Below are 16,717 nucleotides of genomic sequence, written 5' to 3'. Positions count from 1 at the left end.
CTACCGCTGCGCGCAGGACCGAACGGGGACCGCAGTGGACCTGCAATTGAATGGACGAACTGCCGTGGTCACCGGCGCGGGAAAAGGCATCGGGTTGGCCGTCACGCGCGCACTGGTAGCCGAGGGTGTTCACGTAGTTGCCGGTTCTCGGTCTCTCTCGCCGGAACTCGAATCGCTGCAGTCCGGCGGCGCCGTCACCTTTGTCGGCGTCGATCTCGCGAGTGCCGAAGGATCAACCCGACTACTCGAGGTTGCAGCAGCTAGGGGCGGCGTCGACATTCTGGTCAACAACGTCGGCGCCGTCACCCCGCGAACGAGCGGCTTCGCGGCCATCACAGACGAAGAGTGGGTTTCCTCGTTCAATCTGACGTTCTTGTCGGCTGTACGCACAGTTCGCGCTGCGCTGGCGCAGTTGATCGGCCGAGGTGGCGGGAGCATCGTGACGATCAGTTCGGTCAACGCGTTCTTGCCTGACCCCACGGTGATCGACTACAGCGCCGCGAAAGCGGCGTTGACCAACTTCTCGAAGTCGTTGTCGAAGGAACTCGGCGGGAAGGGGATTCGCGTCGATAGCGTCAGCCCTGGTCCGGTGCAGACGGAGTTGTGGCTCGGCGAGCACGGAGTGGCCTCGACGCTGGCGAAGGCGAATGGTTCAGCCGTCGACGATATCGTCGACAGTGCCGCCGCCGGCGCCGAGACGGGCCGATTCACTTTTCCCGAAGAGGTAGCGGACCTGGTGTTGTTCCTCGTCAGCGATCGCGCGGGGAACGTGACGGGTGCGGATTTCGTGATCGACGGCGGGTTGATCAAGACCTTGTGATCATTGCTGCCTGGAACCTGATCATGTGCGCGACGGTCGACGAGGTGATGCACAGGATCACGGCGGACGCGACGACCACCCACAGTCCCCACCCGATGGACGGTCCGGCGGTGTGCCCTGCGACCTCGGTACTACGCCGCACAATGGAGGCGGCGTTTCCGACGGCAACGATCAAGACAGCGATTCCGACCAAAGGGCCGGTGCAGTGATTCTTCATCTCGGGGGTGACGTCTCGAACCATGAGGGCGATCAGCGCGGTCACCGCGCACAGGGCGAGGGCGAGAGTGATCACTCCGCATTCGTCGATACCACTGTGGTCGAGGGCGGAGGACGACGTCCACGGGCCGAGGCTTCCGGCGACGATCCCGGCGCACGCCCACAGCGATCCGATGAGGCTAGGTCCGAAACGATCGGGCATGAGCGAGGGAACCGCGTGGGTCGTCGGCCTCTGAAACCCGAAGGCGCGTTGGTGATCCGGCTGATTGGGTGTGAACGTCACGCGACGGACCACCTTTCCTCCGCGCCGTCGAGGCGCCCAATCCGATGCTTTTCCGGAGTCTAAGGGCCGCCCAGTTCACTTTTGCCGAATCGACCGAAATTGCTCGAGGCGGCACTACCGGTCAGTGAACGAAGTCCAGAGCTTCCTTGATCCACGCATCGAACTCGACGTTCGAACTCGTACCCGTTCGGTCGACCACGATCCATCCCTTGCTCATCGGCTTACCCCGCATCTCGGGCCAACTCGCACCCTTGTGGGTCAGGAGCTCATCGACTCGATCGGGGTTGCAGCGGACCATGATGTTTCCGTGTGAGTTCGCGCTGGCGGCCAGCTTCCCGTTGACCATGAAACTCAGGCCACCGAACATCTTGACTTCTTCGACGTCGTCCTCGCCCGAGAGCGCGTCGCGGATACGCTCGGCCAGCGCTTTGTCGTATGCCATGGAGGCCTCCTGGGGGTGGAGTTCCAGGTTAGATCAGGTGGCGCAGGTACGTCTGCGGGTCGTGAAGGAATCGCTGCCAGTTCGAGACGAGGTCGAGGTCCTCCCAGGCTGCACTCCTGATTCCCCATTCGCCGATCTCGAGCAGATTGGCGTTCGGCAGCGCCGCGATGATCGGCGAGTGCGTCGCGATCAACGCCTGCGCGCCGGATTCCACCAGTTCGCCAAGCAACGCGGCCAGCGTCAAAGTTCCTTGGAAGGAGAGTGCGGCATCGGGTTCGTCGATGAGATAGAAGCCGCCGTCCGAGGTCCTCGACGACAGGATCTCGAGCAGCGCCTCACCGTGGGAGAGGTGATGGTAAAGCGGTTCAGGTCGCCTGGGATTGGGGTTGTCCTCCAAATACGTGTACAGCCCGTGCAAGGTTTCGTCTCGGAGGTAGTACGCCCACTTCGATGCGCCGGGACTCCGCTCGACCACAAGGTCGAGGCCGCCCGGTTCACTCGATCGAGTCTGATGCCGCGTATTGGTCGACCCGCCTTCGGCATTGAGACCGAGAACGGCGGCGAGAATTTCGATGACGGTCGACTTTCCCGCTCCGTTTTCGCCGACCAGAATGGTGACACCCGGTGGAAGTTCGAGACCGTCCTGAACGATCTGCGCAACAGCGGGTACCGTCATCGGCCAGCTGCCTACGTCAGCGCCTGACGATGTCCCGGTCTTGATGCGTCGGATGGGTTGTCTCTGCACGGCCATACGCTCTCACAAGGCTCCGACGGGAACTGGGGCTAGTGGCGCTGCGCGAGCAATTCGACGATTCGGGCCACGAGGTCGAGAGGGATCGGTTTGTTCAGCGGGAACTTCACCGTTGATTTCGCAGCCCGGTACGGGTCGACGGACTTCTCGAACTCTGCATCCCCTGCCGGGAGCGGGTACATCGAGATGTGGTGTTTCCAGCCTGCGAAGTGAACCAGGTTCTTCCCGTTCACTCTCATGGTGGGCATCTGATAGCTGATGGTTTCATCGAGGCCGGGAACGGTGTTGTGGATCGTCTCGCGGATGCTCTCGAGGACTCGTTGCTCGTCGGCGGGAAACGACGCAGTGTATTGGTCGATCGTCGCGAATTCGGCCATGCTCGGATCTTAATCACAGTCGGATTCAGTTGGCTCGCCAAAAATCCGGTCGGCTGCCGTCGGTGTCGGTGAACCCGTATTCCGTTCCGAGTTCGCCTGAACTGACCGATCGCTGATTCCATCGCTTCCGATTCGGATCGGCGGCGAGGGCGGCGATCGCACGTCCGATGAATCTTGGTGACTCGGAGCGGGCAAAATCCGCAGGCGCAGTCGGACCATCTCGAACCGGCAACAAAGCGTCACGCCAATTCGATTCGCCGACACCGAAGTTGTCGAGCATCATCTCTGATCGTAGGAACCCGGGAGTGATGGCGACGGCAGTACAGCCGAACGGGGCAAGTTCGTGGCCTTGCGAAAATGCGAGCCTGTTCACGGACACCTTCGCCAAGTCGTAGAACACCGAGATGCGATAGTTCGACGCGTTGTATTCGGTAGTGCCGTCGGTTATCTCGGCGACGAGTCCGCCTGGCCGATCGATCATCAGCGGCAGGAGGTGATGCGACGTGGTGATGTGGGTGTCGATCGCCAGACGCAAGATGTGAAAGCCCTTGTCCAGATCGAGTTCCCATACCGGCGTGTTCCACTCCGCCGGCCCACCCTTGAGCAGTTCCGCGCCCCAGATGTCATTGACCAAGATGTCGATATGTTGATAGTCGGCGCGCAAGCGTTCGGCGAGATCTGCCACGTGCGTGCTCTCGAGATGATCGACGGCAATCGGCACGCCGACGCCGCCGAGTTCGGTGACAAGGTCTGCCGTCTCCTCGATGGTTTCGCCGCGCGGATAGTCCGACTGAAGTATTCCGGCAGATGTGCTCCGGCCAGTGCAGATGACGGTTGCACCGGCCTCGCCCAAGGCTGCGGCGATCCCGCGTCCGGCGCCCCTCGTCGCCCCGGCAACAACAGCAACTCGCCCGCGAAGTGCGTCCGGATTCGGTGTCCACGACATTGTTCGATTGTTCTCGCCTGGATTGCTTCGTTCAAGAGCGAGGGCGCTCAGCGGAACCGAACCGTACTCCGCGGCGTCCAAGGAAGTAATTGCTCGAAGAACGAGACAGGGAGAGAAATGAATCGTTGTGTGGGGCAGAGTGCCCGTTGGAGAAGTGGAATCTCGGGATTGAGTTCAGTTGCATCCAAAGGGAATTCGCCTCTGGTCCGGACTCGTCTTGTAGTCGGGACTTGCCACTGTGAGAACACCCTCGATGCACCTCCGGGCCGGGAATCGCCTGAAGACGATTCCCGGCCCGGTGTGAAATCAGATCCGTGAAATCAGATTACGGAAGCTGCGAGGCGGCGTCCGTGTCGAGGAACCAACGTGTCGCAACCAGGCCGGTGGCACCGGCTGACGGCCAGTCTTCGGCGGAAGCACCTCCGACGGCTTCGGCAACGGCCTCGGCCTTTGCAGCGCCGGAGACGAGTAGCCAGACCTCTTTGGCTCGCCGAACAGCAGGCAGCGTCAGCGTGATACGAACCGGCGGCGGCTTGGGGGAGTCCGTCACCGCGACGACGAAACGCGCTTCTTCGCGAACAGCATCGGTGTGCGGGAACAGTGAGTTGACGTGCCCTTCGCCGCCCATACCGAGCAGGTGCACGTCGAACGTCGGAACCTGATTGCCGTGCGCCTGAGCACCCAGCAGTTGTTCGTACGCCGTCGCCGCACCGTGGGGATCACCGTCGTAGATACCGTCGGATGCAGCCATCGGGTGCACCCGGTCGGGATCGACCGCGACGTGATCGAGGAGTGCCTCACGTGCCTGCACTTCGTTCCGCTCGGGATCGCCGGACGGCAGGAACCGCTCGTCGCCCCAGTACAGATCGATCTGCGACCAGTCGATGTCGCCGGGTGCCGCACGCAACTTCTCGAGAAGTGCGATGCCGGTTCCGCCGCCGGTCAGAACGATGGACGCGACTCCGCGAGCTTTCTGGGCGTCGACGATGGTCGTGACCAGGCGTGCGGCAGCAGCATCGACCAGTTTGCCGGCGTCGGAAAACTTCTCTACGACAACTTCACTCATAGGTCACCTTCTCCAGTCCTGCCAGCGCTTCTTCGTAGATCTCGTCGGGATCGAGTCGACGCAATTCCTCGGCGAGGCAATCGCGTGTCTCTCGGCGCCCCAGAGAAACCAACGCGTCAGGCTGACCGGTGCGGATCAAGGTTGCAGTCGTTCCCTCCTGCGGACGACTGATGGAGATGCTGCGAGTCTCGAGCTTCAACTCGACCGTCAGCTCACCCGTACGCCGGATGACCGGACCGTCGATCTTGGCTGCCAGCCAACCGGCGAGAATATCCAGTGCCGGTTCGGTTTTGAGACCGGAGACCACTGCGGAGGTGATCTTCTCGTGCGGCGGCTGATCGAGAGCCGACGCGAGCAGAGCGCGCCAATAGGTGACGCGACTCCAGGCGAGATCGGTGTCACCGGCGGTGTACGACGCGAGTCGACCCTTGATGGTGGCAGTCGGATCGGGTGCGCCGGTGGCATCGGTGATACGCCGTATCGCGAGCCTCCCGACGGGATCCTTGGCCGGAATCTCAGGTGCCTCGAGGGGCCACCAGGCAACAACCGGTGTGTCGGGAAGCAGGAACGGGATGACGACGCTGCTCTCGTGATCGGCCAACGGACCGTAGAGGCGCAGCACCACGACCTCCGAGGCGCCGGCGTCTCCGCCGACACGGATCTGAGCGTCGAGTCGAGGCTCACTCTGCTCGTCACCACGCAGAAGCACGATGACGCGGCAAGGGTGCTCTCGGCTTGCCTCGTTGGCAGCCTCGATGGCTTCCTCGGCATTCCCGGTGTCCCTGGTGCAGACGACGAGCGTCAACACTCGCCCCAAGGTGACAGCGCCGCCGGTCTTGCGGACCTCGACCAGTTTTTTGCTGACCTGGACCGTGGTGGTGGACGGCAAATCGAGAATCACTAGGGTCGCCTCCATTCGCGTCCGGTGCGTTGCATCATTTCGTCTGCAGACGGGGGTCCCCACGTTCCGGCCTCGTAGGGTTCCGGCTTGCCGCCGGCTGCCCAGTGTTCGAGGACGGGATCGAGGATCTCCCAAGACAATTCGACTTCGGCATTGACCGGGAAGAGAGACGGCTCGCCGAGCAACACGTCGAGGATGAGTCGCTCGTACGCTTCCGGTGACGACTCGGTGAAAGCCTGACCGTACGAGAAGTCCATGTTGACGTCACGGACTTCCATGCTCGATCCGGGAACCTTCGAACCGAACCGCATGGTGACGCCCTCGTCGGGCTGCACCCGGATGACCAGAGCGTTCTGGCCGAGGTCTTCGGTCATCGTCTTGTCGAACGGCAGGTGCGGTGCACGTTTGAACACCACCGCGATCTCGGTGACGCGACGGCCGAGTCGTTTGCCGGTACGCAGGTAGAACGGCACACCCGCCCATCGGCGGGTGTCGACCTCGAGGGTGATGGCGGCAAAGGTCTCCGTGATGGAGTCCGCTGCGAAGCCGTCTTCTTCGAGGAGCCCGACCACGGGCAGCCCACCCTGCCAGCCGCCCGCGTACTGGCCGCGGGCGGTGGTCTCGTCGAGGGGCTCGGCGAGGCGAGTAGCGGAGAGGACCTTGATCTTCTCCGCCTGCAAGTTGAGCGGCTCGAAGCTGATGGGTTCTTCCATCGCTGTGAACGCGAGCAACTGCAGCAGGTGATTCTGGATCACGTCGCGGGCTGCGCCGATGCCGTCGTAGTACCCGGCGCGGCCACCGAGGCCGATGTCCTCGGCCATCGTGATCTGGACGTGGTCGACGTAGTGCGCGTTCCAGATCGGATCGAACAACTGGTTCGCGAAGCGCAGAGCCAGGATGTTCTGGACGGTTTCCTTGCCGAGGTAGTGGTCGATACGGAAGACCGTGTCCTCGGGGAACACCTTGTTGACGACGGCGTTCAGTTCGCGAGCGCTCTCGAGGTCGTGACCGAACGGCTTCTCGATGACGACTCGCCGCCACTGACCGTCCTCGGCCTGCGCGAGGCCCGACGCCGACAGTTGCTCGAGCACCTGAGGAAACGCGTTGGGCGGAATCGCAAGGTAGAAACCGTGATTGCCGCCGATGCCACGCTCGTTGTCGAGCGTGGCCAACGTGTCGGACAGGTTCTGGAAGGCCTCGGCCTCGTCGAAACTGCCCTCCACGAACCGGATGCCTTCGGCGAGCCGCTCCCACACGTCCTGACGGAACTTGGTGCGAGCGCCGTCCTTGACTGCTTCGAGGACGACGTTCGCGAAGTCCTCGTCCGTCCAGTCACGCCGGGCGAACCCGACCAGAGCGAATCCGGGCGGCAACAGTCCACGGTTGGCGAGGTCGTAGATGGCGGGCATGAGCTTGCGCCTGGCAAGGTCGCCGGTAACACCGAAAATCACCAGGGCGCAGGGCCCCGCAATGTGCGGAAGCCGTTTGTCGGTGCTGTCCCGAAGGGGATTCACCCAATCTGATGCCGCCGCGGAATCGCTCACAGGCTCAGCTCTTCTGGGTTGCTGCGCGGAGCTGCTCGGCGGTTGCGTCGAGCAACTCGTTCCAGGACACCTCGAACTTGTCGACGCCCTCTGTCTCGAGGACCTTGAACACGTCCGCAAGATCGATGCCGACTGCAGCGAGCTGATCGAAGACCGCCTGCGACTCCTGAGCGGTGCCCGAGATCGTGTCGCCGGTGATCTCGCCGTGGTCGGCGAGAGCGTCGAGCGTCTTCTCCGGCATGGTGTTGACCGTGTTCGGCGCAACCAACTCGGTGACGTAGAGCGTGTCGGGGTAATCCGGGTTCTTCACGCCGGTCGACGCCCACAGCGGTCGCTGAGCCTTGGCGCCGTCGGCCAGAAGAGCCTGGAAGCGCGGCTGCACCTCGAAGATCTGCTGGTACGCGTTGTACGCCAGACGCGCGTTTGCGAGTGCGGCCTTGCCACGCAGCTCGAGGGCTTCCGGCGTGCCGATTGCCGTGAGGCGGTTGTCGATCTCGGAATCCACGCGGGAAACGAAGAACGAGGCGACCGACTCGATGGACGAGATGTCGCGGCCGGCAGCCTTGGCGGTGTCGAGACCGTCGAGGTACGCGCCCATGACTGCTTCGTAGCGCTCGACCGAGAAGATCAAGGTGACGTTGACGCTGATGCCCTCGCCGATCACCTTGGCGATGGCGGGAATGCCTGCCAACGTCGCGGGGATCTTGATCAGGACGTTCGGGCGATCGACGATCTTGTGCAGCTCGATCGCCTGCGCGACTGTGGCGTCGGTGTCGTGTGCCAGGCGAGGATCGACCTCGATGGACACGCGTCCGTCGACGCCGTTCGACGCCTCGAACTGCGGAGCGAGGATGTCACACGCAGCACGCACGTCGTCGGTGGTCACCGCGGTGATGGTGGCGTCGACATCGGCGCCGCGCTCTGCGAGCTCACGGACCTGAGCGTCGTAGGCCGATCCCTTGGAGAGTGCTGCCTGGAAGATCGACGGGTTGGTCGTGACACCCACGATCGACTTCGTGTCGATGAGGTTCTGCAGGTTGCCGGACTGGATGCGATCTCGCGAGAGGTCGTCGAGCCAGATGGAAACGCCTGCAGCGGAGAGCTTTTCGGTATTCACGTTCTGTGTCATCGAGATCATCCCTTCACAGCTGCGAGGGAGCGCTGCGCGGCTTCGACAGTCGCGTCGGCAGTGATGCCGAACTCCCGGAACAAGGTCTTGTAATCGGCGGAAGCGCCGTAGTGCTCGAGCGAGACGGCCTGACCGGCGTCGCCGAGGATGCGCCACCACGGCATCGCGATGCCGGCTTCGACGGACACGCGCGCGCGGACGGCGGGCGGAATGACCTCGTCGCGGTACGCCTGATCCTGCTCGAGGAACCAGTCGAGGCAGGGCACGGAGACGACGCGGGTTGCGACGCCCTGAGCTTCGAGGGTCTCGCGAGCCTCGGTGGCCAGATGCAGTTCGGAACCGGTGGCCAGCAAGATGACCTCGGGCGAACCGTTGGCTGCGTCGACGAGGACGTAAGCGCCGCGCTTGACTCCCTCGGCAGCCTTCTCCTTGGTGCCTTCGAGAACCGGGATGTCCTGGCGGGTGAGTGCCAGAGCCGTCGGGCCCGTCTTGTTCTCGAGTGCTGCCTGCCATGCGAACGAGGTCTCATTGGCGTCACCCGGGCGGACGACGGCGAGGTTCGGGATCGCACGAAGAGCAGCGAGGTGCTCGACCGGCTGGTGAGTCGGGCCGTCTTCGCCGAGACCGATGGAGTCGTGGGTCCAGACGTAGGTGACGGCAGTCTTCATCAGTGCGGCCAGGCGAACCGCCGGACGCATGTAATCGGAGAAGACCATGAAGGTTCCGCCGTACGGGCGGGTCGGGCCGTGCAGCGCGATGCCGTTGAGGATCGAGCCCATCGCGTGCTCACGGATACCGAAGTGGAGCGTGCGGCCGTAGGGCTGCGCATTCCAGTCGTTGGTGGAGATTGAGAAGGGGCCGAACGAATCTGCACCCTTGATGGTGGTGTTGTTGCTGCCTGCGAGGTCGGCGGAGCCGCCCCACAGCTCGGGCAGGATCGGTCCGAGCGCGTTGAGTGCCGAACCGGAGGCCTTGCGAGTCGCAACGCCCTTGGCGTCGGCCTCGTAGGTCGGGAGAGCGTCGGCCCAGCCGGCGGGGAATTCCCCGGCGAACAGGCGGTCGAAGAGTTCCTTGCGCTCGGTCTCACGTGCGGCCCACGCGTCGAACTCGACCTGCCATGCCTTGCGTGCGTCGGCGCCGCGGGAGACGACCTCACGGGCGTGAGCCAGCGCGTCGGCATCGACGTCGAAGGACTTGGCCGGATCGAAGCCGAGGGCTTCCTTGACCGCGGCAACCTCGTCGGCACCGAGAGCGGAGCCGTGGACGTCGCCGGTGTTCATCTTCTTCGGAGCCGGGAAACCGATGATGGTGCGGAGCAAGATGATGGACGGACGATCGACGACGGCCTTGGCCGCGGCAACCGCGTCGAGGATGCCGGAGACGTTCTCGCCACCTTCGACGTGCTGAACGTGCCAGCCGTACGCCTCGTATCGCTTTCCGACGTCTTCGCCGAGAGCGATGGTGGTGTCGTGCTCGATGGAGATCTTGTTGTCGTCGTAGAAGACGATGAGGTTGCCCAGTTCCTGGACACCGGCGAGGGACGAGGCCTCGGACGTGACGCCTTCTTCGATGTCACCGTCGGACGCGATCACGTAGATGTGATGGTCGAAGGGGGAGGAGCCGACCGGGGTCTCCGGATCGAACAGTCCGCGCTCACGACGCGCGGCCATCGCCATGCCGACTGCGGAGGCGAGACCCTGGCCCAGCGGACCGGTGGTCATCTCGACGCCGACGGTGTGGCCGACCTCGGGGTGACCGGGGGTCAGTGCGCCCCACGTGCGGAGAGCTTCGAGGTCAGCGAGCTCGAGACCGTAGCCCGACAGGTAGAGCTGGGTGTACAGCGTCAAGGACGAATGACCACAGGAAAGAACGAAGCGGTCACGGCCGACCCATTCTGCATCCGAAGGATCGTGGCGCATGACGCGCTGGAAGAGGGTGTATGCCAACGGCGCCAAGCTCATTGCAGTTCCGGGATGGCCGTTGCCGACCTTCTGAACCGCGTCGGCGGCGAGCACGCGGGCGGTATCGACAGCCTTGGTGTCCAGGTCGGTCCAGTCCGAGGGGTGGACGGGTTGCGTGAGGACGTGGATCTCGTCTGTGATCGACACTGGCAGATGTCTCCTGACATGGTGTACGTGGATTGCGAGGGTGGGGTGTCCCTCCACTGCGTAACCCAGCCTAATGGTCCTGGCTGTCCGGGTCGATTCGGTTCCTCAATGGCTGCGGTCTACCATCGTTCGTAGTAGAGAACAGTGTCAGCAGTGTGTCGTGAAGAGTTAGTGCGGTAACGCGTGGTGCAAGGAGAGAACGTGCGGACAGGGCAACAGCCGAGCGGACATGGCTTCGGCAGCCCAGGTGCCGCCCCGCGGGCGACCAATACCGATACGGTGTGGGGTCGCGCAACGGGCAAGGTTCTGGCTTATATCGCGCTCACGAAGCCGCGAGTGATCGAATTGCTGTTGGTGGCAACCATTCCGGCAATGCTGCTGGCCGATCGCGGAACAGTCGACATCGTTCTGATCCTCAGCACCCTCTTCGGTGGCTGGATGGGCGCGGCGAGTGCGAACTCGCTCAACTGCGTCGTCGACGCCGACATCGACAAGGTCATGAAGCGCACGGCGAAGCGTCCGCTGGCCCGCGAGGCGGTGCCGACACGTAACGCGCTCGTCTTCGGGCTCCTTCTCGGACTCGCGTCGTTCCTGTGGCTGTGGTGGCGAGCCAACCTCCTCGCCGGCATCCTCGTCGTGATCACGATCGCGTTCTACGTCCTCATCTACACGATGGTGCTCAAGCGTCGTACCTGGCAGAACGTCATCTGGGGTGGCGCTGCCGGATGTATGCCCGTCCTCGTCGGCTGGGCCGCTGTCACCGGGTCGCTGAGCTGGCAGCCCGTCGTGCTGTTCCTGATCATCTTCTTCTGGACGCCGCCGCACACCTGGGCGCTCGCCATGCGCTACAAAGAGGACTACAAAGCTGCCGGTGTTCCCATGCTTCCGGTGATCGCCACCGAAGAGCACGTCACCAAGCAGATCCTGTTCTACAGCTGGGCAATGGTCGTCACGACGCTTGTCCTCGTGCCCGCCTCGGGCGTCATCTACGCCGCCATCACCATCGTCGCCGGTGCGTGGTTCCTGCTCATGGCACATCAGCTGTACCGCAGCGTTCGTGGCGGTGCTCAGGTCAAGCCGCTGCGCCTGTTCCTGCAGTCCAACAACTATCTTGCGATCGTTTTCGTCGGCCTCGCCGTCGACTCGGTTCTCGGACTCCAGACGATCAGCGACATGCTCAGCTGATTCTGCTGTGCGCCTTTATCAACCGCGGGCGGTTAATAAAGGCGCACAGCACTTCGCTAGGGGATCAGAACGATTGATCCCGTCGTTGCTCGACCTTCCAGATCCCGATGGGCCGTCGCCGCATCGGCGAGGGGATACTCGGCGCCGACGCGAATATCGAGTTTCCCGGCCGCAATGGCGTCGAAGACATCGCCGGCACGCCAGGTCAGTTCCTCGCGAGTGCGAATGTGGTGCGCGAGCGTCGGACGCGTCAGGAACAGCGATCCCGACGAGTTGAGCCGCTGCGGATCGACAGGCGGAACCGGTCCACTGGCCGCACCGAACAACGCGACCGTGCCGCGGATACGCACGGAAGCCAAGCTCGAATCGAAGGTCGTCGCGCCGACACCGTCGTACGCTGCCGCTACTCCTTCGCCGCCGGTCAATTCCCGAACTCGCGCTGCGATGTCCTCTTCGTACCGCAAGACTTCCGAGGCGCCGGCGCCACGCGAGAGTTCTTCCTTCGCATTCGATGACACAGTGGTGATGACCTTCGCACCGAGGCTGACGGCCATCTGCGTCAGGATCAACCCGACGCCACCCGCACCTGCGTGCACGAGCACGGTGTCGCCGCTCTGGATCGGATACGTCGACTTCGCGAGGTAGTGCGCTGTCATCCCCTGCAGGAGCGCCGACGCCGCGGCCGAGGCGGGGACACCGTCGGGCACTTTCACGGCGACTGCGGCGGGAACAGCCACCTTCTCGGCATAGCTGCCGGTGGCCGCAGCCCACGCGACACGGTCGCCCACAGTGAATTCGGAGACGTCGGATCCGACAGCTTCGACGACACCGCTGCCCTCCTCGCCGGGAATGTAGGGGAGCGGACGCTTGTACTGGCCCATTCGGAAGTACGTGTCGATGAAATTGATGCCGATCGCTTCGGTCTTGACGAGTAGATCGCCTGGGCCGGGTGTCGGTTCGGGTTGTTCGGTCAGAGTCAGAACCTCTGGTCCGCCGGTCTCGGTCACGTAGATGGCTCGCATGGTTTCTGTTCTACACCCGAGGCGGCCGACGCTCAGTCCATGCCTGGTGTCGCTTTCGGGCTACCGACCAGTATTGTCGAGTCATGAGCACCGATACCGAGAAGTCGGACGCCACCCCGTCCGCGCCGGAACTGCCGAAGTCCACGGTGAACGCCATCACCAAGTTCGTCGCCGAGCACGGCGGCACCGCCAGCGCGGTCATCCAGCCGGTCGGCCTCGCCGGCGTCCGTATCACCCTCGTAGGTGCCGACGGCATCCTCGGTGATCAGGTCGTCGAGGACCTCGCCACGGCCAACGCGGTCGTCGCTTCCTTCGACACCGTCACCGTTGCCGAGTGGGAGCGTGAGCTGACGAGCATCGTCACCCCGCAAGACGGCCACTTCAAGAAGATGGCCGGTTGGGTCGCCAACCAGACTCGGTTCCCGAAAGCACGCAACGAATCCTGAAACGACGTGTGGGGCGTAGGAACACCTTTCGGTGTTTCTACGCCCCACACGTGTATTGAAAAGTATCAGGCAGCTGGTACGGGCGAGCTGGTCGGCGTGAACTGGCGGGTCTTACCCGCAGCCCACACTGCAGCGGTCGCAGCGGTGCACAGACCGGCACCGGCGACGTGCATGATCACCAGGACCTCCGGCACATCGGTGAAGTACTGAACGACACCGATGAGTGACTGCGCGAGGATAAGCCCCAGGAGGACCTTCAAGCGGATCTTCACCGCCGCTGATGTCCCGACCGCATACAGGCCGAAGGTCAGACCCACGACCAGTGCGAGGTATCCGACCAGCAACTGCGAGTGCAGATGAACGAGCGTCACGATCTCGATTTCCAGGCGGGGCACCGTTCGGTCCAGTCCCTTGTCACCCGCGTGCGGGCCTGCACCCGTTACGAGGGTGCCAGCGACCAGCACGCCGGCGAGCGCAACTCCGGACAGCGCGGTCAGCCAACGCAGCGGCTTCGGCATCACGATCAGAGTTGTTGCCTCGTCGGGTTCGGCGATCTTCGCGTACATCACCGTGGCGACCCAGACCATCAGCATCGACGCCACCAGGTGGATTGCCACCGTCCACCACAGCAGGCCAGTCAGGACGGTGATACCACCGATCACTGCCTGAACGACCGTGCCGAGCGGCATCATCCAGGCGTAGACAAGCACCTCTTTGCGGCGGCGAGCGCGAGTCACCGCGAGCACGATAGCGGCAGCGACAATCACAACCAGGAACGTGAGCAGACGGTTGCCGAATTCGACGGCTTGATGAATCACCGCGACCTGTCCGTGGCCGACCGGGACGAAGCTACCGGGGAAGCACTGCGGCCACGTCGGGCAGCCGAGTCCCGAGTCCGTCACGCGCACCACCGCGCCGGTGACAGCGATGCCACCCTGCGTCAGGATCACGATGAACGCGATGATCTTCTGCGTTTTCAGCGAGGGGAGAGGTAGTCGATCCACCAAGCGTAAAAATCCGGCATACACACGATTCACCACGCCAACGATGGTAGTTCCCCGTCAACTACACAGTGTCGTTGGGGGCAGCTCGCTCCGCGCCTGCCCCGTGTCGTCGGGGGCAGCTCGCTCCGCGCCTGCCCCGTGTCGTCGGGACCAGAACTGCGCAGCGCCGTGGGGCCAGTTCGCATCAGTTCGCGCGAACCCGCACGATTCCCGAGATCGTTCCCTGGAAGTACTCGCCGGACTCGGTGATGAGTGCCGACATCTGCAGGGTGTCGTTGAGGATGGTCGACGGCAGGGGAGTCGAACCGATCTGTGACCCGTCCTTCGAGTCGATCACCGCGAACGAGTAACCGTCCAGCGGAGAGGTGTTCGCAGCGCCGTCCCGTGTCACGGTGTAGATCGAGCCGTCAGCCGTCGACAGGTGGGGTACCGCGGAGCTACGAATGGTGTTGTCCCACACGACATGGCAGCCGACCGGATCGATGTCGACGCGGGTCATTCCGCCGTTGAAGGGTGCCGTGGCGGGGACTGCTGGACCGGCACCTTCAGGAGTCGTGGGGTACGGGTATCCGTAAGTGCCGGCGACGTAGACGGAATGACCGATGCCTATGGGGGAGTTCTCGCTGCCGCTCGGCGAGCCGTCCTGGCTGGCCGCGGACAACACCGGCTGCGTGCACACCTCGGCGCCCGTGTCAGCGCGATAGACGTGCAAGCTCACCGTCGGATGAGCGTTGTCGACGATGGTCAAGAAATCGCTGCCTGTCGAAGGACCGAAGTACGTCGGCGTCGATCCGGTTCCCCAGCTGAGCTGACCCGGATTGCGGGCAGGCCCGCGGTCGTACGGCTGACGCCAGTCGATGACGACCTCGTCGCCGCTTCGCTTCAGTTGGTAGAGCGCGTGGGTTGTCGCGACGGCAGTACCCGTCGGTGAGGTGGAGATGCTGTTCTGCACCTGTTCACCCTCGGGAAGCGCAATGCTGTGCGCGATCCGATCCGTGCCGACATACCCCACGGTGCCGTGCCCGGTGGCGAACCAGACATTGCCTTCCCAGTCCGGAGCGAGGCCGGTGACGTTGTCGTCGGAGGCGACCGCACCACTGAGATCGATGACATCCGCGAGTTCCAGACGCCAACTGCCGTCCGGATTTTGCGCATGGGAAATGCGAACCAGTTGACGGTTTCCGTCGACGGCGACGAGACGGTTCTCGTTGTCGAGGTAGGCGTAGACGCCGCCGAGCAGACTGCCCTTCGCGAGCGGCAGTTGTGCCACGGATCTACCCAACGGCGTGGCGTCGGCCTTCGGATCGATCAAATGGATGGTGGGGATCTGGCCGATCATCGTCGTGCAGAGCGAGACGACCATGCCGTCGGAACCCTGGAGAACCGTCGGGCAGGCGGCCATCATCGGGAAGGCAGTGACCTCGTGGGGGCCGGTTCCGGGACCAGGCAGCGGAGTGACGTCGGACGAGCCGGCGTCACCGTGCATGGTGGAGGTGCCGACGGGACCGAGGTACGGATTTGCAGGTGCGAGTGGACCGGACACCGAAGGGGTCGCCGTTGCGGGTCCGGCACACAACATCACTGTTGCGGCGACACAGCCGACGATCTGAGCTGTCCGTCGTGTACTCACGTGAACTTGAACCACCTTGCTGCGCAGACACCGGCCACCGCGGCCCAGATGAGAAGTACGAGAATCGAGAACCAGTCCATCGAGGTGTCGAGGGCCGCTTCGAGTGCATGTGCGAGAGCGCCGGAGGGAACTATTCGCACCAGCGTGTGAACAGCGGTCGGCAGTTCGCCACTGGCGAAGACCACACTGCCGATGCCCACCATGATGAACCACAAGACGTTGGCGAGCGCGAGAACGATCTCTGCGCGCAACGTGCCGCCGAGCAGCAGTCCGAGCGCTGCAAAGGTGACGGTACCGATGGCAATGACCACGGCGCCGAGTAGAAGTTCGACGACCGACGGACGCCACCCCAACGCCAAGCCGATGGCACCGAGCAGCAGTGACTGCAGGGCAACAACGATGATGACGGCAGCGCTCTTACCGGCGATGATTCCCCACCGTGGGAGGGGAGTGGCACCGAGTCGTTTGAGCGCGCCGTATCGGCGATCGAATCCGACGGCGATGGCCTGTCCGGTGAACGCCGTCGACATCACGGCAACCATCATGACACCAGGGAGCACGGTATCGACCCGAGAATCGCCCAAATCGCCGATCGGAAGTAGACACAGTCCGATGAGGAGGGTGATCGGGATGAACATGGTGAGTAGCAATTGCTCACCGTTGCGGAGCAGCAGAGTCAGCTCCAGTTTGGTCTGCGCCGCCAGCATCTTGGCCGCCGAACTGGGGCGGGGATCCGGCGAGAAGGTGCCTGGCTCGAAGCGGTTCTCGGCGAGCCGCCGGTCTCTGGCAACGCTGATGGGACTGCTCTGGCCGTTCGACGCTGTTTCGTTCATGACCTTGATCTCCG

17 protein-coding genes are annotated in these 16,717 nt (G+C 63.6%); 3 read left to right on the top strand and 14 right to left on the bottom strand.

The features are described from left to right. Positions 1 to 34: 34 nt before the first annotated feature. A complete protein-coding gene (locus DBV08_RS20205) occupies positions 35 to 820 on the top strand; it encodes an oxidoreductase (RefSeq protein ID WP_124568626.1) in 786 nt (261 codons plus the stop codon). Here the strand turns inward: DBV08_RS20205 and DBV08_RS20200 are convergent. From DBV08_RS20200 to tkt, 10 genes are all read right to left on the bottom strand, one after another. Further along, entirely contained in the window at positions 807 to 1,319 is a 513-nt protein-coding gene (locus DBV08_RS20200) for a hypothetical protein (protein ID WP_260395666.1), read from the bottom strand. The genes DBV08_RS20205 and DBV08_RS20200 overlap by 14 nt on opposite strands. A 121-nt stretch (positions 1,320 to 1,440) precedes the next feature. After that, positions 1,441 to 1,761, bottom strand: a complete 321-nt coding sequence (locus DBV08_RS20195) for a TfoX/Sxy family protein (RefSeq protein ID WP_124568624.1) — start codon at positions 1,759 to 1,761, stop codon at positions 1,441 to 1,443. A gap of 28 nt (positions 1,762 to 1,789) precedes the next feature. Then, complete coding sequence (locus DBV08_RS20190) at positions 1,790 to 2,512, bottom strand: AAA family ATPase (RefSeq protein ID WP_124568623.1); 723 nt, start codon at positions 2,510 to 2,512, stop codon at positions 1,790 to 1,792. Positions 2,513 to 2,544: 32 nt separating this feature from the next. Further along, a complete protein-coding gene (locus tag DBV08_RS20185) occupies positions 2,545 to 2,889 on the bottom strand; it encodes an iron chaperone (protein WP_124568622.1) in 345 nt (114 codons plus the stop codon). Between the two features lie 25 nt (positions 2,890 to 2,914). Then, a complete protein-coding gene (locus tag DBV08_RS20180) occupies positions 2,915 to 3,835 on the bottom strand; it encodes an SDR family oxidoreductase (RefSeq protein ID WP_124568621.1) in 921 nt (306 codons plus the stop codon). A 325-nt stretch (positions 3,836 to 4,160) separates the two neighbouring features. Further along, positions 4,161 to 4,901: a 6-phosphogluconolactonase gene (gene pgl / locus DBV08_RS20175; protein ID WP_095970183.1), complete on the bottom strand. Its 741-nt coding sequence runs from the start codon at positions 4,899 to 4,901 to the stop codon at positions 4,161 to 4,163. Continuing rightward, the gene (opcA, locus tag DBV08_RS20170; protein WP_095970270.1) at positions 4,894 to 5,802 is read right to left on the bottom strand and encodes a glucose-6-phosphate dehydrogenase assembly protein OpcA; all 909 of its coding nucleotides are present in this window, start codon (positions 5,800 to 5,802) and stop codon (positions 4,894 to 4,896) included. Before opcA ends, pgl begins: the two co-directional genes overlap by 8 nt. Further along, the gene (gene zwf, locus DBV08_RS20165) at positions 5,802 to 7,346 is read right to left on the bottom strand and encodes a glucose-6-phosphate dehydrogenase (protein WP_003944956.1); all 1,545 of its coding nucleotides are present in this window, start codon (positions 7,344 to 7,346) and stop codon (positions 5,802 to 5,804) included. The genes opcA and zwf overlap by 1 nt, the downstream gene beginning before the upstream one ends. Before the next feature lie 4 nt (positions 7,347 to 7,350). Next, positions 7,351 to 8,475, bottom strand: coding sequence for a transaldolase (tal, locus tag DBV08_RS20160; protein ID WP_124568620.1), 1,125 nt, complete (start codon positions 8,473 to 8,475; stop codon positions 7,351 to 7,353). Between the two features lie 5 nt (positions 8,476 to 8,480). Next, positions 8,481 to 10,583 (bottom strand): transketolase, encoded by a 2,103-nt coding sequence (gene tkt / locus DBV08_RS20155; RefSeq protein WP_003944976.1) that lies wholly within the window; start codon positions 10,581 to 10,583, stop codon positions 8,481 to 8,483. Positions 10,584 to 10,784: 201 nt separating this feature from the next. On the opposite strand from tkt, the gene DBV08_RS20150 reads away from it, so the two are divergent. Next, the gene (locus tag DBV08_RS20150) at positions 10,785 to 11,768 is read left to right on the top strand and encodes a heme o synthase (RefSeq protein ID WP_003944994.1); all 984 of its coding nucleotides are present in this window, start codon (positions 10,785 to 10,787) and stop codon (positions 11,766 to 11,768) included. A gap of 56 nt (positions 11,769 to 11,824) precedes the next feature. On the opposite strand, the gene DBV08_RS20145 is transcribed toward DBV08_RS20150, so the two are convergent. Then, the gene (locus DBV08_RS20145) at positions 11,825 to 12,790 is read right to left on the bottom strand and encodes a quinone oxidoreductase (RefSeq protein WP_124568619.1); all 966 of its coding nucleotides are present in this window, start codon (positions 12,788 to 12,790) and stop codon (positions 11,825 to 11,827) included. 83 nt (positions 12,791 to 12,873) lie between these two features. Here DBV08_RS20145 and DBV08_RS20140 point away from each other — a divergent pair, with 83 nt between their 5' ends. After that, on the top strand, positions 12,874 to 13,236 hold the full coding sequence (locus DBV08_RS20140) for a hypothetical protein (protein ID WP_095970181.1): 363 nt from the start codon (positions 12,874 to 12,876) through the stop codon (positions 13,234 to 13,236). Between the two features lie 65 nt (positions 13,237 to 13,301). Here DBV08_RS20140 and DBV08_RS20135 read toward each other — a convergent pair whose 3' ends face one another. The 3 genes from DBV08_RS20135 to DBV08_RS20125 form a co-directional block, all read right to left on the bottom strand. Further along, a complete protein-coding gene (locus DBV08_RS20135; RefSeq protein ID WP_185564770.1) occupies positions 13,302 to 14,276 on the bottom strand; it encodes a heme A synthase in 975 nt (324 codons plus the stop codon). Positions 14,277 to 14,424: 148 nt separating this feature from the next. Then, positions 14,425 to 15,819 carry a hypothetical protein gene (locus tag DBV08_RS20130; protein WP_260395673.1) on the bottom strand — a complete coding sequence of 465 codons (1,395 nt, stop codon included), beginning with the start codon at positions 15,817 to 15,819 and terminating at the stop codon, positions 14,425 to 14,427. Positions 15,820 to 15,866: 47 nt separating this feature from the next. After that, positions 15,867 to 16,703, bottom strand: a complete 837-nt coding sequence (locus DBV08_RS20125; protein WP_378375607.1) for an ABC transporter permease — start codon at positions 16,701 to 16,703, stop codon at positions 15,867 to 15,869. Positions 16,704 to 16,717 lie beyond the last annotated feature (14 nt).

It is taken from the genome of Rhodococcus sp. KBW08, from assembly GCF_003852455.1.
Classification (GTDB): domain Bacteria; phylum Actinomycetota; class Actinomycetes; order Mycobacteriales; family Mycobacteriaceae; genus Rhodococcus_F; species Rhodococcus_F baikonurensis.
This window is presented reverse-complemented; position numbering and strand designations above follow the sequence as displayed.